At 55.0% G+C, this 22,817-nt stretch carries 28 protein-coding genes and 1 tRNA gene; 17 read left to right on the forward strand and 12 right to left on the reverse strand.

Translation table 11 applies throughout. The features are described from left to right. Positions 1–10: 10 nt before the first annotated feature. On the reverse strand, positions 11–283 hold the full coding sequence (locus tag PYRFU_RS06850) for a HypC/HybG/HupF family hydrogenase formation chaperone (RefSeq protein ID WP_048191823.1): 273 nt from the start codon (positions 281–283) through the stop codon (positions 11–13). A gap of 191 nt (positions 284–474) precedes the next feature. On the opposite strand from PYRFU_RS06850, the gene pyrH reads away from it, so the two are divergent. The 6 genes from pyrH to PYRFU_RS06880 all read left to right on the forward strand — a co-directional run bounded on the left by pyrH (position 475) and on the right by PYRFU_RS06880 (position 5,111). Further along, positions 475–1,149, forward strand: a complete 675-nt coding sequence (gene pyrH, locus PYRFU_RS06855; protein WP_014026932.1) for a UMP kinase — start codon at positions 475–477, stop codon at positions 1,147–1,149. Positions 1,150–1,284: 135 nt separating this feature from the next. Then, on the forward strand, positions 1,285–2,646 hold the full coding sequence (locus PYRFU_RS06860; protein WP_014026933.1) for a hypothetical protein: 1,362 nt from the start codon (positions 1,285–1,287) through the stop codon (positions 2,644–2,646). A gap of 134 nt (positions 2,647–2,780) precedes the next feature. After that, positions 2,781–3,641, forward strand: a complete 861-nt coding sequence (locus tag PYRFU_RS06865; protein WP_048191827.1) for a LysO family transporter — start codon at positions 2,781–2,783, stop codon at positions 3,639–3,641. A 131-nt stretch (positions 3,642–3,772) separates the two neighbouring features. Continuing rightward, a tRNA-Trp gene (locus PYRFU_RS06870) sits at positions 3,773–3,915 on the forward strand. Positions 3,916–4,473: 558 nt separating this feature from the next. After that, positions 4,474–4,704, forward strand: coding sequence for a type II toxin-antitoxin system CcdA family antitoxin (locus PYRFU_RS06875; RefSeq protein WP_014026935.1), 231 nt, complete (start codon positions 4,474–4,476; stop codon positions 4,702–4,704). A 5-nt stretch (positions 4,705–4,709) separates the two neighbouring features. Further along, positions 4,710–5,111 carry a type II toxin-antitoxin system VapC family toxin gene (locus PYRFU_RS06880; RefSeq protein ID WP_048192628.1) on the forward strand — a complete coding sequence of 134 codons (402 nt, stop codon included), beginning with the start codon at positions 4,710–4,712 and terminating at the stop codon, positions 5,109–5,111. A gap of 390 nt (positions 5,112–5,501) precedes the next feature. Here PYRFU_RS06880 and PYRFU_RS06885 read toward each other — a convergent pair whose 3' ends face one another. Continuing rightward, positions 5,502–6,158 (reverse strand): hypothetical protein, encoded by a 657-nt coding sequence (locus tag PYRFU_RS06885; RefSeq protein ID WP_014026937.1) that lies wholly within the window; start codon positions 6,156–6,158, stop codon positions 5,502–5,504. 118 nt (positions 6,159–6,276) lie between these two features. After that, entirely contained in the window at positions 6,277–7,098 is an 822-nt protein-coding gene (locus PYRFU_RS06890; protein ID WP_048192630.1) for an aldo/keto reductase, read from the reverse strand. Between the two features lie 108 nt (positions 7,099–7,206). On the opposite strand from PYRFU_RS06890, the gene PYRFU_RS06895 reads away from it, so the two are divergent. The 8 genes from PYRFU_RS06895 to PYRFU_RS06930 all read left to right on the forward strand — a co-directional run bounded on the left by PYRFU_RS06895 (position 7,207) and on the right by PYRFU_RS06930 (position 13,337). Beyond that, positions 7,207–7,581 carry a hypothetical protein gene (locus tag PYRFU_RS06895; RefSeq protein WP_014026939.1) on the forward strand — a complete coding sequence of 125 codons (375 nt, stop codon included), beginning with the start codon at positions 7,207–7,209 and terminating at the stop codon, positions 7,579–7,581. A gap of 152 nt (positions 7,582–7,733) precedes the next feature. Further along, on the forward strand, positions 7,734–9,092 hold the full coding sequence (locus tag PYRFU_RS06900) for a RuvB-like helicase (protein WP_014026940.1): 1,359 nt from the start codon (positions 7,734–7,736) through the stop codon (positions 9,090–9,092). Positions 9,093–9,260: 168 nt separating this feature from the next. Beyond that, positions 9,261–9,902, forward strand: coding sequence for an L-threonylcarbamoyladenylate synthase (locus PYRFU_RS06905; protein WP_014026941.1), 642 nt, complete (start codon positions 9,261–9,263; stop codon positions 9,900–9,902). A 46-nt stretch (positions 9,903–9,948) separates the two neighbouring features. Further along, positions 9,949–10,356: a NifB/NifX family molybdenum-iron cluster-binding protein gene (locus PYRFU_RS06910; protein ID WP_014026942.1), complete on the forward strand. Its 408-nt coding sequence runs from the start codon at positions 9,949–9,951 to the stop codon at positions 10,354–10,356. 142 nt (positions 10,357–10,498) lie between these two features. Further along, positions 10,499–10,807 carry a hypothetical protein gene (locus PYRFU_RS06915; protein ID WP_048191829.1) on the forward strand — a complete coding sequence of 103 codons (309 nt, stop codon included), beginning with the start codon at positions 10,499–10,501 and terminating at the stop codon, positions 10,805–10,807. Beyond that, positions 10,804–11,214 (forward strand): secondary thiamine-phosphate synthase enzyme YjbQ, encoded by a 411-nt coding sequence (locus PYRFU_RS06920; RefSeq protein ID WP_014026944.1) that lies wholly within the window; start codon positions 10,804–10,806, stop codon positions 11,212–11,214. Before PYRFU_RS06915 ends, PYRFU_RS06920 begins: the two co-directional genes overlap by 4 nt. 2 nt (positions 11,215–11,216) lie before the next feature. Beyond that, on the forward strand, positions 11,217–11,918 hold the full coding sequence (locus PYRFU_RS06925; RefSeq protein WP_014026945.1) for an acetate--CoA ligase family protein: 702 nt from the start codon (positions 11,217–11,219) through the stop codon (positions 11,916–11,918). 57 nt (positions 11,919–11,975) lie between these two features. Further along, the gene (locus tag PYRFU_RS06930; protein ID WP_014026946.1) at positions 11,976–13,337 is read left to right on the forward strand and encodes an acetate--CoA ligase family protein; all 1,362 of its coding nucleotides are present in this window, start codon (positions 11,976–11,978) and stop codon (positions 13,335–13,337) included. On the opposite strand, the gene PYRFU_RS06935 is transcribed toward PYRFU_RS06930, so the two are convergent. The 3 genes from PYRFU_RS06935 to PYRFU_RS06945 form a co-directional block, all read right to left on the reverse strand. Continuing rightward, on the reverse strand, positions 13,334–13,681 hold the full coding sequence (locus PYRFU_RS06935) for a hypothetical protein (protein WP_167827887.1): 348 nt from the start codon (positions 13,679–13,681) through the stop codon (positions 13,334–13,336). The two genes, PYRFU_RS06930 and PYRFU_RS06935, sit on opposite strands and share 4 nt — an antisense overlap. 189 nt (positions 13,682–13,870) lie before the next feature. Continuing rightward, positions 13,871–14,647 (reverse strand): transcriptional regulator, encoded by a 777-nt coding sequence (locus PYRFU_RS06940; protein ID WP_014026948.1) that lies wholly within the window; start codon positions 14,645–14,647, stop codon positions 13,871–13,873. An 82-nt stretch (positions 14,648–14,729) separates the two neighbouring features. Further along, positions 14,730–15,098, reverse strand: a complete 369-nt coding sequence (locus PYRFU_RS06945) for a hypothetical protein (RefSeq protein WP_014026949.1) — start codon at positions 15,096–15,098, stop codon at positions 14,730–14,732. A gap of 177 nt (positions 15,099–15,275) precedes the next feature. Between PYRFU_RS06945 and PYRFU_RS06950 the strand changes: the two genes are divergently transcribed. After that, complete coding sequence (locus tag PYRFU_RS06950; RefSeq protein ID WP_014026950.1) at positions 15,276–16,355, forward strand: hypothetical protein; 1,080 nt, start codon at positions 15,276–15,278, stop codon at positions 16,353–16,355. 72 nt (positions 16,356–16,427) lie between these two features. Here PYRFU_RS06950 and PYRFU_RS06955 read toward each other — a convergent pair whose 3' ends face one another. Continuing rightward, entirely contained in the window at positions 16,428–16,856 is a 429-nt protein-coding gene (locus PYRFU_RS06955; RefSeq protein ID WP_014026951.1) for a 30S ribosomal protein S8e, read from the reverse strand. Positions 16,857–16,896: 40 nt separating this feature from the next. Further along, the gene (gene yjjX / locus PYRFU_RS06960) at positions 16,897–17,430 is read right to left on the reverse strand and encodes an inosine/xanthosine triphosphatase (protein ID WP_014026952.1); all 534 of its coding nucleotides are present in this window, start codon (positions 17,428–17,430) and stop codon (positions 16,897–16,899) included. Positions 17,431–17,523: 93 nt separating this feature from the next. Here yjjX and PYRFU_RS06965 point away from each other — a divergent pair, with 93 nt between their 5' ends. Beyond that, positions 17,524–18,435: a hypothetical protein gene (locus PYRFU_RS06965; protein ID WP_167827888.1), complete on the forward strand. Its 912-nt coding sequence runs from the start codon at positions 17,524–17,526 to the stop codon at positions 18,433–18,435. Positions 18,436–18,445: 10 nt separating this feature from the next. Here the strand turns inward: PYRFU_RS06965 and PYRFU_RS06970 are convergent, their stop codons facing one another. Continuing rightward, on the reverse strand, positions 18,446–18,664 hold the full coding sequence (locus tag PYRFU_RS06970; RefSeq protein ID WP_014026954.1) for a hypothetical protein: 219 nt from the start codon (positions 18,662–18,664) through the stop codon (positions 18,446–18,448). A 37-nt stretch (positions 18,665–18,701) separates the two neighbouring features. Further along, complete coding sequence (locus tag PYRFU_RS06975; protein ID WP_014026955.1) at positions 18,702–19,523, reverse strand: mechanosensitive ion channel family protein; 822 nt, start codon at positions 19,521–19,523, stop codon at positions 18,702–18,704. Positions 19,524–20,008: 485 nt separating this feature from the next. Here PYRFU_RS06975 and glmM point away from each other — a divergent pair, with 485 nt between their 5' ends. Further along, positions 20,009–21,382, forward strand: coding sequence for a phosphoglucosamine mutase (gene glmM / locus PYRFU_RS06980; protein ID WP_048192637.1), 1,374 nt, complete (start codon positions 20,009–20,011; stop codon positions 21,380–21,382). On the opposite strand, the gene speE is transcribed toward glmM, so the two are convergent. Continuing rightward, positions 21,379–22,245, reverse strand: a complete 867-nt coding sequence (gene speE, locus PYRFU_RS06985) for a polyamine aminopropyltransferase (protein WP_052296992.1) — start codon at positions 22,243–22,245, stop codon at positions 21,379–21,381. The two genes, glmM and speE, sit on opposite strands and share 4 nt — an antisense overlap. Positions 22,246–22,338: 93 nt before the next feature. After that, a complete protein-coding gene (locus PYRFU_RS06990; protein ID WP_014026958.1) occupies positions 22,339–22,788 on the reverse strand; it encodes a Trm112 family protein in 450 nt (149 codons plus the stop codon). Positions 22,789–22,817 lie beyond the last annotated feature (29 nt).

Raw genomic sequence — 22,817 nt, forward strand, 5'->3', positions numbered from 1 at the left:
ATACGCAATGCTAGCTTCGTGCAGACGACTCCACCTCCGAGAGGCGCTCCTCGATCAGCCTATCCATCTCATCTAGCAGTCTTCTCCACGCTTGTAACGCTTCCTCGGCCGCCTGCGGATCTAGCCTTGACACTGCAACACCCGCGTGCACAACAACGTAGTCTCCCGGCTTCACATCTGGTATGAAGCTCACGTCAACCTCTCTCTGTATGCCACCAAAGTCTACAAGAGCTAGGCCCTCCTCGAGGATCTTTACGACGCGCCCCGGTACACCCAAGCACATGATACCCAACCATATGCGTTCTTAGAGAATCACGGGGCGTCTAATAGGCTGCGGCCCTTCCACATCCCAGGCCCGGGTTCGGAGGCCGCAGGACCTCGGGGCGAGGGGGCCTTCAGTCATCCGCCCCCTTGTACACCTCGAGGGTTAGCCGGGGCTTTATACTCTCGTGGCTCCCCTGGTGCGGGGGGACAGTGAGCAGACCATCAATCGTCGTGAAGATCTCGGGGAAGCTCGTGGAGGATACGGGGTCTCTCCAGGGCCTTGTGGGCGTCCTACGCGAGTTGATAAACGAGTATCGCGTGGCTATCGTGGTCGGCGGTGGTAGACTTGCCCGCAAGTACGTCTCCTTCCTAGGCTCGCTCCAGGCGCCCAAATCGCTCATGGATATTGCGGGTATTGAGGCATCTAGGTTCTACGCTAGGGTTCTCGCCCTGGCGCTTGGCTCTACCGCACCCGTGCCCCGCAGCTACGAAGAGTTCCTGACACAACTGGCAACTGGCGTCAACCCCATAGTTGCTGGTGGATTCCAACCGGGCCAGTCCACCACGGCGGTTGCCGCGCTCATAGCCGAGGCTATGAGAGCCGAAAGGCTAGTCATAGCCACTGTAGTCGACGGCGTGTTTGACCGCGACCCTGCTAAACACCCAGATGCTAAGCTGTTCCCCCGCCTCTCTATCACAGAAGCTCTACGCGTCATAGAGTCTAGCACAGAGCCGGGACGCTACGAGCTCCTAGAGCCATACGCAGCGAGTATATTGCAGCGCTCTGGTACACGTGTCTACATAGTGAATGGTCGTCACCCAGAGCGCGTGCTTGAGGCCGCCAGAGGCGGTGAGCCGATAGGCACCCTACTGACCCCCGACTAGACGGCGATGAGGAGGATTGGTCTTAGCGACTGGTGAGCGAGGGAACGAAAGCCGAGCCCCACACTCTACCCATAACTTTCAACTCTTTATAGGGGATGGCTGTTAAACACATGTTAACATATTGGGGGTGCAGCCTTGCAGAGGTACTCGAAATCGGCGTCTTCAACGGTGCTCGCGGTGCTACTATTGATGCTACTCGCTAGCCTCGCAGTGACATTGCTGGCGTTGAGACTCTACCCCCAAGCTTCGAAGCCCGCCAGTCCACCAAAGTTATCTGAGGTGAAAGTTGAGGCCGTGAAAGCTTACGCGGTAGAAGGCTTCGGCACATTCATTGGCATCTTTGAGAGGAATATCGGCGATACTAGTGTGCCTATTGCAGAGCTTGAGGAGAGGGGCATAGCTGTATACGTCTACAACTGGCGTGGCGATCTAGTCGCAGTGAACACGAGCGCCAGGGTAGTGCGTGAGGGCGTGCCTGATGGAGTATGGGAGCCCGGCGAGCTAATAGTTGTTGAGGCTTTCGTGCCAGTCGTGCTGAGCGGTGCTAGACTAGCTGTTGCTGATAACATACCATCTGGATACATTATACTTGAGAGGATGAGGACAGGCAGCGGCTCCATAACTATCAGTGCTAAGCTGCCTTTCAGCAACATTCGTGTCGTTGAGGGAGCTGCGACAAAGACTGTGTTAGGGTGCGGACTTATACTCCGCGACGCAAGGCTCAGCATACTACCTGGCTCGTCATTCGAGGGTGGCGTGTTGAAAAGCGATAAGAAGGTCAGAGGTATTATCGGTGACGATCTTGTCAAGATCGAGGCTATATTGCAACCCGTCGACGCTACGGGAAGCGTGACGCTAGAGACCAGCCACATGTATGGCATACCGAACGATATAGTGTATCACTATGTGCAGGTAGATTCCTACACCTCCATTAGCGTCAACGACGGCACTGTAGCATCGCGGCTGGATAGCCTCTTGTTACTGACACCCGATAGCACCAGCTCCAACTCGAACAGCAAAACAACTACAATCGCGCCCAGCAAAACCTACGACGTAGTGTACAGCGTCAAGCTGCTCAAAGCGTATAAGTGTAGTTTTGAAACTATCCAGAACGGTCAAAAGGTTAAGACTAAAGGAGTCTGCGCAGACCTCGCAATAGACATTATGGTTAACGGCGAAGTAGTAAACTCGATTACTGTTGACAACGTGCTTCTCAGCGGAGAAGCAAAGAGCAAGGGCAAGTCTGGTAAGAAGGTAGAATTGCCTTACACGCTAGTATTGGATAGAAGTGAGCTGAGTTTCACCGGCACGACATTCATACTGAAGAGCTTGAAGGTAGAGCTGACGATGATCGATGATAGGGGCGATGTATCCAAGTTGAGCTACGCCTATACCGGTGGTGATACACTACCGTCTTGGCTGAGCATCGTAGGTTACTACAAGTTGGGATGCATAGAGGTGACGGGCACGACATTCACGCCGCCATGGAGGGGGTAGGGGCGGGTCGGCCCTCAGGGAATTCATCACCTATCGGCTAGGTGTTGGCTCCTCACTCCCGCCGTTATACGCGTGTGAGGGGCACGGCTTCTAATCAGCTAGCACTGGGTCGTCCTAGGCGCTGGGTGTCTGCAATGGAGCTTGTCGAGAGCGTACTCACGGCCACCAAGTACATCGTTGATATGCTGGTGGGTTTTGCAATAGCACGCAGGCTTGGCATACGCGTACCTAGCCAACTGTTCACGGCGACAGTTGTACCGTTGATACTGATCGTCGCTATGCTAGCCGCGCCAGCATTTACTCGAGAGGCTCTAGGCGTGATATTAACATCGTTTGTTTATGCGATACTCCCGATGGCAAGCTCGGCTTTAGCGGCACTCGCGTTAACACGCGGTAGGCTAACAGGCGAGACTGCAAGACCTAGCCATGGGTTCGCCGCTAGCGTGATAGTAGCCCTCCTAGCCGGGTTTGCGTTAGGCGCTGCAGGCCTACCCGCCCCTACATGGCTGATAGACCCGCTTCTACTACTCCTGGTCTTCCTGGCTGGACTCGAGCTAGGATCTCATAGGGAGCTGCGCTTTGACCTAGGGCTTGCAACGTTACCACTGGCCAGCCTGGCGGGCAGCCTGGCTGCGAGCCTCGCTCTCTACCCGTTAACCGGCGTGACCCCCGCTGTAGCCGCCGGCATGGGATGGTACACGTTCACAGGTCCATACCTGTACACGGCGTCCGGGGACCCCCGACTAGCCGCCATAGGCTTCCTCGCCAACCTCATCCGCGAGCAAATAGCGATAATCATAGTACCCCTGGCTGCACACCGCATACCACTCGCTGCAGCTGTAGCACTAGGAGGAGTCACAACGATGGACACGACACTACCCATATACGTGGCGACCTACGGCCCCCGCGGAGCCCTGGCAGCCGCCACACACGGAGCCATACTAACCCTCCTCGTACCAATCCTCGTACCCCTCGTCTACACACTCCTACATTGATAGGAGTGATAACATAGCCGTAGAAAGCGTATAAACCCACACCAGAGTCCCATCACGTACACGGGTCGAACCCCGGGGCGACCCGGGGGCCTAACCCCGGGGATGGCCAATGGTGGGCCCTTTGAACGCGTGGGCCCGTAGCTCAGCCAGGCAGAGCGCCGGGCTCCAGACCCGCCCGGTCCGCTCCGGGTCTGTCGACCCGTGCGCGGGATGAGAGAGGTCTGGCGCGGGAGAGACCCGGAGGTCCGGGGTTCGAATCCCCGCGGGCCCACCACAAACCAGACCCCAAAACGGGCTCCTAAACCCTCAACAGCTTGACGCACCTCCTCTCACACCCTATGCGACGCATCGGGAGTGTACTCGTTACACCCTCTAACTTGCTCTGGCCAAACGAGCCGGATTACAGTCTTGCATGTTGTATAGCCGTTTCGGCTTAGGAGCACGGCCGGGATGGCTACAGATCGTGTCATGTAATTCTCGGGGAGTAGGCACACCTAGCTATCACACTGGTGGATCGGCCCTATGGGTTCCGCATTTGCAGGTGTGGGTCGGTAGGGTTCCTCCTCGTCACCATTCGGTGGCCGAAGGATCCCGGCTCCTCATCCCCATGCCAGAGTTACATTCAAGCTGTTAACCGTGTTCCCCTCCCTACTAGTCACACCTTCTACTCTAGATGTACAAAGATAGGCTCTTCATCATTTGTCGCACAACAATCAGTTACATTGCTGCGTGTAAACTAGAGCTAGACCTCTGAACCGTCAACGTATACTGTAGAGGAGGCCTAGCTTATAATTGTGCGCCTACCGTGGTGTAGATACATGGGTGTCTACTAGTGTCTCGATACGTGACTGTCTCCACGAGAGTTAGGCGCGAGCTTCTCGAGGAGGCGAGAAGGCTTGGCATAAACGTGTCTGAGGTTTTGAGAAGAGCGTTGGAAGAGGAGGTCAAGAGGAAACGTTTTGAAATGCTCGTGAAGAGTCTCGAGGAGGTTCGAGAAGCCCTCGAGAAGATAGATGTTGATGAGATAGTGAGGATTATACGCGAGTCGCGCGAATCCAGGTGACTCTCGTGCCCAGGTTCCTCTTCGACGCCTCCTCGCTAGTCAAGTGCCTCAAGCTTGGCTGCATAGATCTGCTCTTCGAGGAGGCTATACAGTGGCTCACGCTCTACGAGGTGCTCAACGCCTTCTGGAAGGAAGCTGCACTCCTCTCAAGAATAAGGCCTAGTGATGCTGTGAGATTAGCCTCAATAGTAGCAGAGTTGGCGAATTACACGGTTATCCTCGATCCTCGAGGCTACGAGCGAGAGATGATAGAGATTGCACTAGAGCTAGGGCTCACCGTGTACGACGCATCATATGTCGTGCTTGCACAGAAGCATGGGTTAACCCTCGTAACCGAGGATAAGGGGCTCGCGTTGAAAGCGAGAAGGAGGATTAACGTAACGAGTGTAGACAATCTCACAGCCTAGCGAGTCATGTCTTCACCCGCGAAACTCGTGGTGTGGCCCAAACCGAGCAGCCATCATCACAATGAAAGTTTTGGCAGCGTGCCTTACGTCGTGTTCACGACGACGAGCATGCACGGTAAGGCTACACCTCTAACATTGCTATTTGATCTGTTGAATCCCAGTTTTCAAGTAGATCACAGCGTTCAAGCTTCAACAAACCCTGTCATCTCAAGACCATAGAGGCTCAGTACGGCCAACGATGTACAAGCTAGACGTGCATCTGGAAGGCTTCCATCATCACACTAGGAGCGTTTGGTAGATGTGCTAGCATGAAGTGTACACGGCACTTCAGTAGCCTCTGAGCCTTAACTCGGACACGCCCTTCTTCAATCCCTAACTGTCACGCCGACGCTAGTGTTGGCATAGAGCCGCACACAGTACTAGAATGCTTACTGTCGCTACAGTGGCGACGGCTATGTTATCATCTATCGGTTTGTCTATTCTCTCCGCTATGGCCGCAGCTATGCCTACGAGGGCGCCCATGGGCCCTAGTATAGCTACGCCTAGGGGTATCGTGACAGCCGCCATAGCTAGGTTACCTATCCAATGTTTCTCTCTACGCTTGATGACAACTGCTCTTGCGAACCCGGTCACAGCGTCACCGAAGCTGATATAGAGTGCCGGGAGTATAGCCTGGTACATGTCGTGGGTGAACATCCACACTATGGTCATTGACAAGCCCCATGCTATTGGGAATGTTATCTCGTTTGCATCGTCGCTGGTTTGGAACCATTTCATACCCCCTTTTCTCCTAACGATTGCGAGTATACCAGCAAGGACGAGAGACAAGGCCAGTGGGACGAAAGGCGTGTTGAACATGAGGGGTGTGATTAGGGTTACGATGCCCGCGGTAAACGCGTGTATGATCTTACGGTTTATGTATACCGCTAGGTTTTCGGGTATACCCTTCTCGAGCATCCTCATGTGTAGCACGGATAGGCTGTTTACAAATATGAGCGTGTAGAGCGCCATTACGCCGCCAGCGATAGCCTCGTGCACCGCGAGCATCGGTGCAACACCTCTTGCCTCCCCATGCGACTTGCTGTGCCGACATCCAGTGGTATTACCGGGTTATCCTGCGAGCCCCCATCCGAGCATAATAGCCTCTGCGAGAGTATCACCACGACTATAGGTTTTCGAGCAGCTCGAGTATACGGGGCGAGAGCCTCCACCCCATAGCCCCGAGTATCTCGCGGAGATGGTCACGCCGCTCCGTTTTCGGTATCGCGACTACACGCGGCTTCGAAATGAGGTAGTTTAGGGCGACTTGCACAGGAGTCTTTCCTAGTTCACGTGCAACCTCGCGAAGTAGGAGGTTCTCTACAACTTTGCCTCTCTCGAGTGGAGTGTAGGCTTGTATCGTTACGCCCTCTTTCACCGCCATAGGCAGCAGCTTACTCTCTACAGGCTCACGGTGCAATACACTATAATGCACTTGATCAACCACTATCTCGGCGCGTTTAGTCGCCGATAAGGCCTCTAGCAACTCTTTTTCATTGAAGTTGCTGACGCCGATGTACCTGGCTAATCCCTTGGCCCATAGGCTTTCTAGCACTCTCACCTGCCTCTCTATGCTGGTATGCGGATCAGGCCAATGTATCAACACGAGGTCTACACTACGCACTCCTAGCCTTGCTAGGCTGGCTTTCAGGGCTTTCTCCGCTGTGTGCTCATCGCGGAAGCGCTCGGGGAGCAACTTGGTTGTTATGAACACTCTGCCGCGCCCTACCCTCCTAACAACCCTTCCCACGAGCTCCTCGGCCAGACCCCATCCATACATTTCCGCGGTGTCTATGAGGTCTATTCCGTTCTCAACGGCCTCCACGAGCGTTTCCTCGGCTCTCCTATAGTCGCGGATCGCCCACGTACCTATCCCTATGGCTGATGTTGTCTCTCCACTCCTCCCCACGGGTTTACGGTCGCTAGGGTCTATGGGAAACCGCGGCACAGCGAGACCCGTCACGAGTACCTTTGACCGGCGGGGTTTAGACCGCTGCACAGCCAGCACAACACTAGATTATGCTCGCTTCACGCGAGTTTATACTGGCGAAGCGTTTTGGACTGGGAGGCGTTCACGCTTACACTCGCACTGGCGTTCATATTCTACTTGATTCTCGCGCCGCTAGGCCTGCTCGGGTTCATCACTGCTCCGCTTGCAGCGGGTTTGATAATGGGGTATGTTAGGGGTAGAGGTGCGGCTGGTAGTGTAGCGTTAGGCGTCCTAACCCTCTGGCTCGTTGCTAGTGTAGTTGCTGCCGCTGCCTTTATCACTGCGTGGGGCTCATCTCATAAGCCACATGTTCTCCACACGCATGTCTACCATCTGCTTGGCTTTTTCGCAGCCCCGCTGCTTGTCACGATAAACGCTGTCATAGCGACTATCTTGGCGTATATTGGCGCCGTTATTGGCGCCGAGTTGGGAAGGAGGTAGTGTAGGAGCCCTGGGCCTCGGCCACACTAGGGCTCGTCACCTGTCAGCCTTGCTACCCCTCCTCACCGGCCCCTTTACAATGGAAAATGGAGAAAGGTTTTTGTATCAGCTGTTCTGTCTATAGTCGTTCTGGAACCGTACAAGGTGAGACCATGTCCAAGCCTATGATTACAGAAGTTACGCCGCCAAAGAGGGAGTTGAAGAGAGTTGGCGCACATAGCCACATCCGCGGCCTCGGTCTCGACGAGAATGGTAAGCCGAAGTTCGCTGCTGACGGCATGGTTGGCCAGCTCGAGGCTAGAGAGGCAGCTGGCATAGTGGTGAAGATGATACGCGAGGGTAAGATGGCCGGTCGTGGCGTCCTGCTAGTCGGCCCGCCGGGCACTGGCAAGACTGCGATAGCCATTGGTATCGCCAAGGAGCTCGGTGAGGATACGCCGTTCGTCGCTATAACTGGCAGCGAGATATACAGTACCGAGCTTAAGAAGACAGAGTTCCTCATGCAGGCGATACGCAAGGCTATAGGCGTGAGGTTCAGGGAAGTACGCGAAGTGTATGAGGGTGTTGTCAAGGAGCTCAAGATTAGGTTCGTGAAGCACCCGTACAACCCGTGGGTAAAGATACCAAGAGAGGCTGTAATCACGCTCGAGACTAAGGATGACGAGAGGACTCTACGCGTCGGCGAAGAGGTGGCTGTGCAGCTACTCCAGCTGCGCGTGAGAAAGGGCGACATCATCGAGATTGACGCTGAGACGGGTATGGTGAGGAAGCTTGGCAAAGCCGGAGAGAAGAGGTATGACATCGAGCTCGAGAGGTATCTCGAGAAGCCGAGTGGCCCTGTCCGGAAGAGGAAGGAGATCGTACACACAGTGACACTACACGACCTTGACATGAGCGCGATGGCCCAGAGGGCTGCCGTGGCAAGCCTTCTAGGCCTTAGTGTGGAGCGCGAGGTGCCACCCGAGATCCGACAGCAGGTGGACAAGGAGGTGATGAAGCTAGTAAAGGAGGGTAGGGCGGAGCTGGTACCAGGCGTGCTGTTCATTGACGATGCTCACATGCTCGATATAGAGGCGTTCAGCTTCTTGACGCGCGCCATGGAGTCGGAGCTTGCACCAATACTCATCCTGGCGACCAACAGGGGTATAGCGAAGATCAGAGGCACTGACATAGAGTCGCCGCACGGTATACCACTAGACCTGCTGGACAGGCTGCTCATAATCAAGACGAGGCCCTACACCGAGGAGGAGATACGCGAGATACTGAAGATAAGGAGCGAGGAGGAAGAGATACCTCTCACCGACGAGGCGCTCGAGGAGCTAACGAAGCTTGGCAAAGAGAAGAGCCTACGCTATGCGATACAGCTCATGGAGCCTGCCAGGATAATAGCGGAGAGAGAGGGTAGGACTAAAGTCACAGCCGACGACGTGAAATACGCCGCCAAACTATTCGTAGACGTGCGCGACAGCGTACAATACGTGAAGCAGTTCGAGGAGATGTTCCTCAAGTAACCCACGGGACTCTCCCCCATCTCTCTATATGAACAATACCCATCCCTCACCAGAAGCCCTACCAGGGCGCCACCTGCTTTCCAACCCTCTTTTTGGAGGCATTCTACCCGTGCACAGGCATTACACTCCCGTCTTGGGTATCCTTGTACCAGCCGGGGAGGCCGCTCCTTGACCACGAGTAAACGACGCGTATCTTGGTGGCTTAATGCCATCGAACACGCTGGGCTTATTGTGAGGATGGGTGGTATAGTCGTTTACCCAACGGATACCGTGTATGGCATTGGAGGTAGCCCGTGGCTAGAATATGCTGTTGAGAGAGTATTCCGAGTGAAGAGGCGACCCCCGGATAAGCCAGTACCTCTTCTCGTTGTTAGCGTCGAGTCTGCACTCGAGATTGGCGAGTTTGACGAGGCAGCTAGGAGGCTTGCTGAGAGATTCTGGCCCGGTGCTCTGACGATAGTTGTGCCTCTGCGCGACACGTCAATACCGGAGCTTGTGACTGCCGGTACAGGCTGCGTAGGTCTGCGCATGCCGGCGCACCCGGCACCTAGACTGCTCGCTATGTACGCAGGGGGCGCCATCATAGGCACGAGTGCCAACATTAGCGGCATGCCATCCAAACGAGACATAGACTCTGTGCTTCTAGAACTTGGGGACGACGATGTAGACTATTTCCTTGATGGCGGGGTACTTCTAGGCTCACCCTCAACGGTGCTCAACCTGTGCAAGTCGCCGCCTCGTATTGAGAGGCTTGGGCCCGTCCCACCAGAGGCTATCGAGCGTGTGGCAGGCATCAAGGTCGTGACTTAGCTTATATACTTGTGTGCATACGCTCTAAAACCCAAGGCTGGCTGTGATGCGTGTAGTCGTACCCCTAGTGAGAACTCGTGATGGACGATTACTTGTATCACCGCATTTCGGCGGCGCAACCCACTATGCCATTATAGAGGTTGACAGAGGAGAGTGCAAGATAGTAGACATGCTAGAGGCTCCTCCGGGTATCGGTGGACGTGGAAGGATAGTCGCCCCATGGGCATACCAACATGGAGCCCATGCAGCAGTGGCAAAGGAGATGGGCTGGGGCGCTTACGAGGCTTTTACGGCAATAGGCGTACGCGTCTACCACGCAGAGAGTCTAGACCCTTGTGAAGCCGCGAGGGCTATCGCAGAGGGCAGAGCAAAGCCATTCACACTAGAGGATGTAAAGGAGTCACACAGACATAGGCATAACTACGGCCATCATACTCACCATGATAACAGCTAGTTTTCCAGCGATACGCACACGGAGTACACGCTACCAACACGCACAGAGCCTAACTCGTGGACACCAAGTCCGTGTTTTCGGAGTGTCACTACCCCCCTCCTAGGGTAGGTGCACTGGAGTAGACTGATGCACGGTGCCCGGTTTGAGAGCGCGTGTGGTCGTTTTCGCACCTCTCCGCGTCTATAGCTTCGCCGAGAGGGTGGTGAGAGACACGGTCCAACTCTACGCTGGCAAGTGTAACGTCGAGACTATAGTCATACCGGTTATGGAGCCTGATGCGGAACCAGAGGTTATGGTTGAGGGTAGCGCCGAGTGCGGACTCCCCATAGCCGAGATGACACAAGCACTGCTATGGGTTATCGAGGGGCTCGGCTTGATGCCAGGCTTCGCAACACCCGAGAGCGTAATACCTACCGCTATTGCCACGAATCCCGGTGTGATAGCCGCATGAGGATATTCTTTAAAGAGATACGCGTGTCCACAAGTTCACGTTTCGAGATCATCGATATAACTGATCGTGTTGAGGAGGTTGTGCACAAGAGCGGTATTTGCAACGGCATGGTTCTAGTCTTTGCGCCACACGCGACAGCGGCTATCATAGCGAACGAGAATGAGCCCGGCCTCGTTGAAGACCTGCTTACTCTGATACGCGAGATCTTCCAGCCAGAACGGGCTTGGAGGCACAACAGGATAGACGATAACGCGCATGCGCATCTGGCCTCTGCTTTCATAGGCGCTTCTCGCGTTTTCCCCGTAAAAGACTGTAGGGTTGTACGTGGCACATGGCAGAACATCATGCTTGTCGAGATGGACGGGCCACGCACAAGGCGCGTGATAGTAGAGGTCATGGGTGAGTAGGTTTGACCCATCCCCGTAGATTGGTAGAGCATGCTAAGGCTGACGGCAGACGTAAGCTACTCGAACACGAGGTTTACGAGCTACTCGGTTCTTATGGCCTCCCCATACCTAGGTACAAGCTCGCTAAGAGCGTAGATGAGGCTGTAAAAGCTGCAGAAGAGATAGGCTATCCTGTTGTACTCAAGGTTGTTAGCCCAGACATTATCCACAAGAGTGACGTTGGTGGCGTGAAGCTGGGCCTACATTCACCTGAAGACGTCAAGAGAGCATTCAATGAGATTGTGGATAACGTCTCTAAGAGTGCTCCTGGCGCACGTATCGTTGGAGTGCTTGTACAAGAGATGGTACCAGATGGTCTCGAGGTTCTTGTAGGCGGGGTGCGCGACGAGACGTTCGGGCCGGTTATAGCCTTTGGGCTTGGCGGAGTCTTCGTTGAAGTCTATCGGGATGTTTCTTTCCGGGTTGCACCGCTTGCAAGGGTAGACGCGCTTAGCATGATGAGGGAGGTTAGAGCGTGGAGGTTGTTAGAGGGTTACAGGGGTCTACCTCCACGCGACATAGAGGCTATCGCGGACGTTATTATGAGGGTGTCGAGCCTCATGATGGATATACCGGAGATAAAGGAGCTCGACATAAATCCACTCATGGTGTACGAGGCTGGCCGCGGCGCTAAAATTGCAGATGCTCGTGTCATCCTAGGCTAGTAGTGGTGATGCACCTTTACAGAGCATCCGCTGCACCGTCTATTCAACCCTCGTAGCGTGGCGGTTGTGGGAGCTTCACGCAACCCGAGGAAGGTCGGTCACATTATCCTCCGAAATATACTCGAGTATGGTTTCCGCGGCCGCGTCTACCCTGTAAACCCCCACGCTTCTACCATACTAGGTCTCCGTGCGTACCCGAGCCTAACCTCACTACCGGAGACTGTGGACGTCGCTGTAGTCGCGGTGCCAGCTGAAAAGGTACCTAGGGTTGTTCAAGATGCCGGTGAGGCTGGCATCCCGTTCCTAGTGATAGTATCGTCCGGGTTCCGCGAGGTAGGCCGACATGACCTCGAAGAAGAGGTTCTGAGGATAGCGAGAAAGTATGGAGTGAGGATAATCGGGCCCAACGTCGCAGGCATAGTCTATACACCTGCGCGTCTGAACGCCACCTTTGGCCCACGTGACGTCATCCCAGGCTCTATAGCCTTCATATCGCAGAGTGGCGCCTTTGCGATAGCACTCATGGGCGCGACGATAAACGAGGGTATGGGGGTTTCGGCTATAGTGAGTGTAGGGAATAAGGTGGACATCGACGATGTAGATCTCCTAGAGTATTTCGAGACTGACAGCAACACTAGCGTGGTTCTCATGTACGTGGAGGGGTTGAGAGACGGGAGGCGTTTTCTCAGGGTAGCTTCAAAAGTGTCGCTAAGAAAGCCAGTGATTATCATAAAGGCTGGGAGGACGGAGGCTGGCGCCAAGGCCGCCGCTAGTCATACTGGGAGTCTCGCCGGCAGCTTCGACGTCTATAGGGCCGCGTTTCGACAATCTGGTGTCCTCCTAGCAACTAGCATGGAGGAGGCGTTTGACGCTGCAAAAGCATTTGCGTGGAACCCGCTACCCCGCGGCGACAGGGTCTTGGTGATAACTAATGGTGGCGGTGCGGGGATACAAGCTGTCGACACGCTAGTAGAGCGCCGGATACGCGTCGAGGAGCCACCAACAGAGCTCCAGGATAGGATGAAGAGCTTCCTGCCAAACTTCGCCTCGACTAGGAACCCGATAGATTTGACTGGCATGGCGCACGCCGACTGGTTCTATAGGGCGATTAAAGAGGCCATGAGACACCCTTGGGTAGACGCTATAGTGGTGCTATACACCCAGACTGGATTATCAGGGCCTGTAGAGACTGCAAAAGCGATACTAGATGCCATACGCGAGGAGGGCCACGCGAAGCCAGTTACTGTGGGTCTGCTTGGCGGCCCGGAGTGCATACGTGCAGCTAGACTACTGACGAAGGAGAGGGTAGCCGCATACCCGACCCCCGAGAGAGCCGCAAATGCCATGTCCTTCCTGGTAGAATACGTGAGGCTCCGTGACTATGTAAAAGAGCGGCTATCGGAGTTGCAATACGCTTAAGCAGTTGTTTCGCTAGTCCGTCTTCCTACCATTACGCCTACGCGCCTTACCGGGCACGTCTTCCAGTGTTGCTCACACGTTTCAACCTCGCTTCGCGTCAACAACCGCTCCAGCACCGTACAGTACGCCAGGTAGCCACCACTGTACTCGTACACTTTCATGAATGGGCATTCATTGTTAGGACGGTAGTCGAGGAGGTGTATCGGCGGATATGGCTTCAATTTCTTCTCCAAACCGCTTTTCGCGAAACTTGTTATAGCTGGTGTTCCACCCGCCCCTGCCTCCTCGCCACTCTCTTGTTCTACGAAGAAGCTACATGACTTGTACTGTTCCGGTCCCCCCATACACCTATCTGCATGTACAACAGCTGATGTCGGACGTGCTAACTTAGGCGAAGCACACATACCATTCTTGTACCAGGGGCATACCAAGACTCTACGACCAGATTATTCCGACCCCCGAGAAAGCGGGTTTAGTGGTAAACGTCGCACCGCCAACCGATAAGGGATATACCAAAACCGCTTGTATAGGCTTTAAGCTTGGCCGCAGAGGAGGCGGCGAGCCTCCTCTAGCACCCTGTTACGCTCCTCTAGTTCCTTCTTAACCTTCTCTAGCTCCTCTTCAAGCTTCTTCACTTTCTCGGCCGCCGCGCCGCCGCCCTCCTCGCACTCACGTAGCCTCCTTCTCAACTCCTCATTCTCCTTCTCAAGCTCTTCGATCATGCTCTGAACTTCACTTATGCGCTTCTGGACCTCCTCTGGAGGCATACACTCTTCTAGCTGCTTTTTGAGCCTCTTGTTCTCCTCTTCTAGCGCCTCTATCCTCGCCTCAAGCTCCTTTATCTTCTCGTGCAGCTCCCTGAGCCTCTCCCTAGCAGCCTTAAGCTCTTCATACTCCTCGGCGGTCAGGTGTACACCCGCGAATGGCACGACTAGCTTAAGTTCTCCCTTTGCTAGCTTCTCGTACGTCTCTAACACCAGTTTACCAGCCTTGGTTTTACCATGGAGATGCGCGCGTATCATAGTCTCGCTGCGGCCAAGCTCCTCGGCAATCTCTCGTATCGAGTATCCGGCCTTGTACCTGGCTAGGGCTGCAGCTGCAACCGCCAGGCTGTCAACCCAGGTTGCACGCTCCATGGGATCGCGTATCAGCTCGATGACCTCTGGACGGTATAGCGTACCAATTATGAGCGCCATCTCGAGCTGCTGAATCTCCTTCTTTGACGTGGGCCTTAGGGGCACATTAGATAAGTCTATCTCGAGCTGCTCTATCCGCGCTTTGCCTCTCTCAGGGGCCTCAGTCTCAGACATACTACTCCCCTATCTTACAACACGTAGAAGCAGGATATACATGTATGCGCCATGCACAGCATACAGCCGCCATGTACCCATCTCACTGGACGTTACAGCATGGCGGGTTCGAACAGCAGGGGTCTAGACCAGCGCTGCACCGCTCCTTAATCCACTCCTTTATCATCGCGTCTATCCTCTCATCAACCATGGATAACGCTGTTACCACGTAGTACACTGCGTTGCAGTACCCTTCGCTCCTCAGTATTCTCGCTATGGGCGCGACGACACCTTTTATGAGAAATAGCCACTGGTACCACTCTGGCATACTGAACAACTCTTGAAGCGAGCTTATCTTATACCGAGATGAAGCCTCGTCGACAACAACAAGCACCTTGGCAGCCACACTAGATGGCACTTTGGCTGCCCGCATTGCAGCACTTAGCGCCTCTTGAAGCTTGCGTAGGCTCATGGTTCCCCCAGCTATTGCGACCCTAAGCTCCTTTTAAGTCCGAGACATGCTACTCGTCTGGATTAGTATATACATCCCACTTTGGTGGAACATGTACCCACAAGTATCCCACGAGCAACGAATGACCACAGCTAGACAACCAATATATACTCTGAGTGTGGCCCGCTTTGCCAGGCGATGGCAATACGCCTTGGCGCACTCATCCTGCTATCTACAATGGCTTACCTGGACTTCAGTCTCGTCATCCTACGGCTGAGAGGCACTCTAGACTTCGCGCACCCGGTAGTCCTGCTCCTAACGGGCCTGTTCTTTGTTAGCGGGCCGGGCTCGTGGCTAGCCGCGTTGAACGTGAAGAGTAGGACGGGTAGGGCTGTTTGCCTAATCCTCGGGTTTGGGCTTGTAGCCGCCCTCTACGCGGCCACACTAACCACCATGGTTGAGGAGAAGCTCGGAATGCAGCCTAGCACGCTGCTTATACTCACCCTCCCGGGAGGCATCAGCATCGCACTCATAGGCTTGTTGGAGCTAGCCACTAGACCCGACGTGAAACCCCGACTTGAGGCTCTCTATGCTAGAGTCTCAGCGGGCCTGCCGCCCTACGCTCTTCTCACACTAGCGTCCATCGTCGCTCTCTACAGCTTTGTTGTAAGCGACCTACCCGGGCTTGTAACCGGGCTTACGGTATACACGTTATCGCTGTACATGTACGCCAGGTGCTCAAAAGCAGAAAGGACGCTGCTGCACATCCTCACTCTAGCACCGATGGCAGCCCTTCTTTACATTATCATGTCGTCTGTTGGCGCCAGCCTCTGGAGGACTACCACAGCCGAACTGATGCTACTCGGCGTATACATTGCGTCAATGGCTTGTGGGGCTTGCAGATCGACGAAGAGCGACGAGTGTAGCCTCATACCTCTCCTCGGGGCAGCCATCGCAGTGATGGTTGGCAGTAGCACGGCGCTCTTGAATGTCCCGCTAACAAGACTCTTGGACAACCTCGCAATTTACATTACAGTTGGTGTCATAGGATGGTCTGTGAACACCTCGTTCCTCCTGCTAGGTAGTAGAGCGTCTAAACTCGTCGAGACGATAGCACTTGCGCCCGAGACTAGGATGGCCGCTGGCCTTGCACTGTTGAGCGTTGGGCTGGAGACAGCCGGACTGGCCCATTCGCATCTGACCCTTGCCCTGGTTGCAGGCGGGGCTGTCGCCGCGCTCCTCAACACTGCACTGAGAGGACAGGAGGCTGAAGTTTAGAACTGTGTAGGGAAGAGGCCTAGCTGGGGGATGAGTGGAATAGGCCTCTGCTGAGAAACCGATGAGGACGCTTTAGGCCGACGACCCCGCAGCTCTAGCCCTAGCCTTCTCACTCTTCTCTATGAGTATGGCGTTGATTACGCCGTCCTGGCCTGGTCTCGAGGTCACCCTAGCCTTGCCAAGCTCGGTCTCTATGATCGCACCCTTGGTTATGATTCCACGGCGAGCATAGTGCGGGTTTGACGGTGTCTCGATGACGCGTAGTATCCTAACCTTCTGAGCCTTCTTGGTCTCCGGGTCAATGACGTTCGCGTAGGCTGCAACCTTCAGCCTTATCTTGTAGTTACCGCCGCGGACACGGATATGCCTCCTAACGTCACGGTCGCCTAGGCGCGTCTCGGTCGGGAACCTACCCATCCAGTACTTCCTCTTCACTTTCCGGTGAGGCCTCTTACGACCACCACTTGGCTTCTTGAGGTCGTTGCCCTGGTATACGCCCATCTAGGCCACCCGCGAGAAACGCGGTCGCTTAACCTCCCTTTTAGCCTCCACGGGGGTATAGGCCCGGCTCCAGCAATGGAATCAGCGCCATCACTACCGCATAGTATGTCAATTCCAGCCTGGTTACAACGCCGCGCGTGAGATACCCGATGATGCCCAGCACCCTACCTATATCACTGCGTTTGAGTTCACCCGATGCCACATGCCCTAGCGGCTCGCCACGAGCAAGTCTGGGTATCCATACACGCGGGGGCTCAAAGGCAGGGCTGAACCCAACACCAACGACGCCACTCCTATCAACGATAACCGCTATCTGCACATCAACCCAGCCTGTCGGCGTGGGGGCCTCCACGAGACCAGCTTCTATACCAACACCATAGTCAGCCTTTGTCTTCTCTAAAGCACGCGTTGCACGGTTAAACGCACCCTTGTATGTCTCTTCGATACCTCGAGGCTGACTGGATACACCCGAGTCTACCTCCACTGGGATTATTTCAGCCTCACCAATCAGCCTCCAGGCTCTCTTAACAGCCTCCACCTTCACGGGGTTAGTGGAGCCCACTGCTACCCTCATGCCACGCCGCCCGGGAGCAACCGGTGACGATATAGGTATAGCTTGTGTTAGTCGCTCATCACGGACGGTTGTAGACGGTGCAAGTATATGCTGGTGAGCAAGTGTCCTGAGCCGGTGCAACTCACGCATAACGTCACGCTGGGCGACGCGTGCGGCCCTGTTGCAAGACGCGCAGCTGTACACGATAAGGTGCTTATAGTAGGCGAGGAGTATGAGGCTGAGCCCCGCGCCGAGCTATACCGTAGGCTTGGTGTTGATGTTGTAGTCTACCCGCTCGGCGCGGGTAAAGCACCAACTCTAGTTAGTCTTCTCCGGCTATTGTCGGATCTGCTGCCGTCACCGCACGAGAAGCTTCTTATCGAGGGTTTTGGCGGTGAGGGTGTCGTTGCAGCTGCACTGCTCATGATCGTGGATGGCGTCTCGGCTAGGGAGGCTGCTAGTCGAGTACTTAGTCTTGGCCATGGGTTGACGACGCCTCTAGAGTCGCGACTGTTATACATCCTAGAGAAGGTGCTGGAGACGAGCCCAGGTGGGGCGCGCCAACTATTCGAGGTGGTGAAGAGGGGATATGAGAGGGGATTTACGCATGGAGATGCGCATGCTAGCAGCGTGGCTGAACTTGCTGTGGAGGTTAACGATGCTCTTAGCAGACTAGGGTACTTCACTGGTCTCACACCCTACACGCTCTTCCAGAGCGCGCTACTAGAGCCGGACGAGCCTCGTGACCCGGTACACGCCATAGCTTCGGCTCTGGATTCTACTCTAGTCGGGGCCGTGAAGACAGTCGCGTTTATCCGCGAAGGGAACAAGCTAGAGGTGCTAGTGGGCTGCGAGACACTGATGCATAGGGAGCAGTGTTGGCCCGAGGTTGAGGCGGCGAGGCAAAGGATAGAGGCTATAGCCAAGAAGGCCGGGTTCCGCAGCGTTACCTACATCATGGCCCCTCCGGAGGAGGTTGCATGCATTCTCTACAGGGATGTTGATCGGGGATTATGCGAGGAGTAGCGGTCTAAAACTAGTAGTTGCCTAGGCTCTCTTCAAGCTTCTCTTCTAGGCTGCGTCTAACCTTCTCGGGCAGCCTCTCGTCAAGCTCGCCCTCACGCAGCTTTACGAGTATCTCTTCGGCGCTCGCGTCGCTAGCAAGCCTCACCTCTACAACCTCGCCCTTCTCCTCGTCGTAGATTACCTCTGCGCCTTCCTCTAGGAGGATACGCTTCTTTCTCTCGTCTGCCACGGGTCTCCACCAAACATGTATACACTAGAGCCTCTGGTTACTGAGCCTTACCCTCTCCACGCACCGCGCGGTAAATCAAAGGAGCTATTGTCAGAGCTATTGCCATTACGACTCCCCAGGCTAGCACCGATAACGTGGAGGCTACGGTCTCGAACCTCGCGAATATAGCGGCAAGTCCCGTCGTCGCGAATACTAGGTATACGGTGAACTTGGCGTATGGCGCTATCTGCGAGAAATCTGGATGCCTCTTGACGAGCTCGTCGACAATAACCTCGCCCATATACACGCCTAGCCCAATCACTATGACGCCCAGCATAAGCGGGTAGAACACATCGCCCTGCAGCAGCATGAGGTTCAAGGCTATCGTGACAACAACTATTAGCAAGCTAAGCGCCAAGAGTGTTTCTACAAGTTTCGCTACCTTCTCGTCACCCACGACACTCCTCAACACTTTCCCAGTGTACTTTGAGAGGGCTGATGCGAGCAGCATTCCAAGTAAGAGCACGGCTATGCCGCCCACAAGCCTAGGAAGGTAGAGCGCAACGTCGAGCAATAACTGCCAGGTTATGTTGTGGACGCCGGTGTACTCCACAGCCGCGAGAAAGACAATGGAGAAGACGAAGGCTTTCACAAGGCCGCCTATCACTGCAAAAACGTCAACACCCGCTTTTGACAATGCACGGCCAACGTCGGTCTCGTCAAGAAGCCTACCAAGATTCCTTCTAAGCATCTTTACGACGATTCTAGAGGTTAGGGAGCCTGCCAGGTAGCCACCCAATACGCCACCTACGAGCAACAGTAGCAGCGACGAGGCCGCTGCCACAACAACACCGAGCATGCCAGCTTCAATAGCCACCATACTCTCGCCCCTTTGGCGGCAACACAACCGCCTATAAAGAGCCGCTAGGGTTGATAGGGTTGGAACCGGGCCTCTCGGGTGCCAACCGGGGCCCTGACCGGGCCGCAACGGCCCATGGATGAGGGCGCCCTGCGCGCCGGAACACCCACTCGGCACGATCCTCATTTTGTAAGCGTTAAACCCCTGGTCTTTGGGTAACCACACCTCATAATGGCTGTGAGGATACCGCTGGGAGCGGCGTCTGAGGAATTCCGATGACGTATCGGAGGGGATTCCCGAGCCGCCATCTACACCCAACCCTAGCTGGTGATGAGCGCGCCCTTCGTGTCGAGGCAGCTGCCGATGAGAGAAGGTCCCATTACTGAAGCTTCTCGGCTACAAGGGCAACGACAGACTCTACTACCTTGTTTAAGATGAAGACGTCCACTTGTTTATACGCATATCACATTTTCTGCTCTAACTATTCATTATTGGGGTGTTGCATCCTGGGCAGGCTCTTCGGCACAGACGGTGTACGCGGTGTTGTGAACCGCGAACTCACCGTTGAACTGGCTTTGAAGCTCGGCCTTGCTATCGGCACATGGTTTGGTACCGGTTCACGCATTCTAGTTGGTCGCGACGTGCGTGTGGGTGGCGATGCTCTAATGCATGCTGTCATAGCTGGTCTCGAAGCTGTAGGATGTAAGGTGTATGTTGCTGGCTTGGCACCTACACCAGCTATCCAATACGCTGTCCGAAAGCATGGTTTTGACGGTGGCGTTATAGTCACCGCTAGCCACAACCCGCCAGAGTACAACGGCGTCAAGGTTGTCGGTTCGGATGGTGTTGAGATCCCACGCGAGGCTGAGAGGGAGATAGAGGAGATATTCTTCGGTTCACGCTGGCGGTACGCCTCGTGGAAGAGCTTCGTATGGGAGGCCAAGCCGTGGCCTAACGTCATAGAGGATTACGTGGATGCTGTTGCATCGATGGTCGACGACGAGGCTATACGTAGGCGTGGTTTCCGCGTAGTTGTTGACGCGGCGAATAGCGTTGGCACACTAGCCACACCAAGAGTCCTTCAGAAGCTGGGAGTCAAGGTCTACACCGTGAACAGCGACCTAAACCCGCTCTTCCCGGGCAGGGAGCCCGAGCCGACACCAGATACACTACGCGAGACTAGACGCATAGTAGCAGAGCTCAACACAGACCTGGGCGTGGGCCACGATGGTGATGCGGACCGCGCAATCATAATCGATGAGAAGGGTGAAGCCTGGTGGGGCGACCGTACCGGCGCGCTCCTAGCTGCTCACGTATCCGAGCGGCATCCAGAGCTTCCAAAGAGGGTGTTTACCGGCGTATCTTCAAGCACGCTGGTCGAGGAGTACCTATCGAGGTTCAACATAGAGGTTCGCTGGACACCCGTGGGGAGCGTAGTGATATCCAGGATGCTGATTAGAGAGGGTGGTATAGCCGGGTTTGAGGAGAACGGCGGCTACATGCACCCGCTCCACCAACCGGTAAGAGACGGGGCAATGACAACAGCATTGTTCCTCGAGCTCATGGCGCACGAGGGTGTGAAGGCATCCGAACTCTTCGACAGATTACCAAAGTACTACGCTGTAAAGACAAAGGTGCCGATGCCACGTGAGAAGGCAGTAGAGGTCGTCAACGAGGTTAAGAAGCACTTCTCTGGCCAACGTATGGTGACAATCGACGGCGTCAAGGTGTTTGGCGACGGATGGTGGTTCCTTGTTAGACCCTCTGGTACAGAGCCTGTGCTCAGGATAATGGTGGAGGCTAGGAGTCCCGAGGAGGCTAAGAGGCTCGCAGAAGAGTTGAAGAAACTCGTAGAGGAGATTGCTAGGAGTAAGGCCTAGCCGCGGATTATAGGCATCTTTATCAATGCCTCGTAATACTCTCCGTTGAACAGCTTTGTCTTCACGCCTCTCTCTTGTAGCCTAGCATTTACATCCTCGGCCTTGAGACTGCGTGGGTCGTGGACCTTCGAAGCCAGTATGAAGTTGTTGGCGTACCCGAACTCTGGCACCCATACCATGTACTCCTCGACATGCTTGAATACGCTCCTGATGTTCTCTAGCACCATGTCATACACATCGCGGTAGAAGAAGCTGTTGCCCGCTTGCGTCACGAGAACGCCATCATCGCTTAGTATGCTGCTTAGTTTTGAGAAGAACTCGCGACTGTAGAGACCCTTGGACACCTCCGGCCCGTACGGGTCGGTCAAGTCCATTATGATGACATCGAACTTCTCACCACGCTTTAGGCACTCCTCCACGTACTTCATGCCATCCTCTATCACAACCTCGGAGCGCGGATCGTCAAATGCACCCTGGTGCCACTCTTGCAGGTACTTCTTGGCAGCCTCTACGACCATCTCGTCGATGTCCACCATTACAGCCTTCTCTACAGTCTTGTGCTTGAGCACCTCTCGTAGTGTCGCGCCCTCACCACCGCCTAGGATGAGCACCCGGCGCGGGTTGGGGTGTAGCACCATAGCTGGGTGAACAAGGCTCTCGTGGTAGATGTACTCGGTGCGCTCGCTACTCTGGATGAGCCCGTCTAGGACCAGCGCTTTGCCGAAGTCTTCTATCTCCGCGACCATTATGTACTGGTAGGGGCTCTTAGCCTGGTATAGGACGCGCTTAACCTTAAACCCCATGAGTACGTTGTGACCAACACTCTCCATGAGGAGCAGCTCATTACCTATTATTACAGCCATGCCGGGATTGACACACATCCAGCCCTCCGGACACCGCCTCTCGCTCACGGCACAGCACCGTGCGGTATCCCGGGCTTAGCCCCTTTAGTGTGGCTACTCCTCCTCACCGCTCTCGCTAAGATTCCAGGGCTTGCCGCCCTTCACTATCTTCTCTGGCAGGCGATCAGCATACTTGCGCAAGAAGCGCAGATCCTCGCCCTTCTTTCGCAGCTCGTCGGGGAGCATCCTCGGTATCTCGTCGATTATCGGGTACCAACGGCCGCAGTTAGGACAGTATATCACACCAGTCACGACCTCCACCTTGAGACACTCGAGGCACAAGTTCTTCTCGCGTATCTCCTCCTTTGCCTGCTCTATAGACTGTCCTATCGGCTGTTGGAGCCTATAGCAGTAGAGTTCGCAGAGGGGAGGCTCGTACTGCTCCAGTAGCTTCTTTATCTGCTCCTCGCGCTCAGGATACTCACGCGTCTCTATGACATAGAGTTCGAGTGGGAAGTGGCGACACATGGGGCACGCAGCAATGTCCATGAACCTATACTTCAAGTTTCTCTCCCAGCATTGGTTAGGAACCC

Origin of the sequence: Pyrolobus fumarii 1A, from assembly GCF_000223395.1 — an archaeon.
Classification (GTDB): domain Archaea; phylum Thermoproteota; class Thermoprotei_A; order Sulfolobales; family Pyrodictiaceae; genus Pyrolobus; species Pyrolobus fumarii.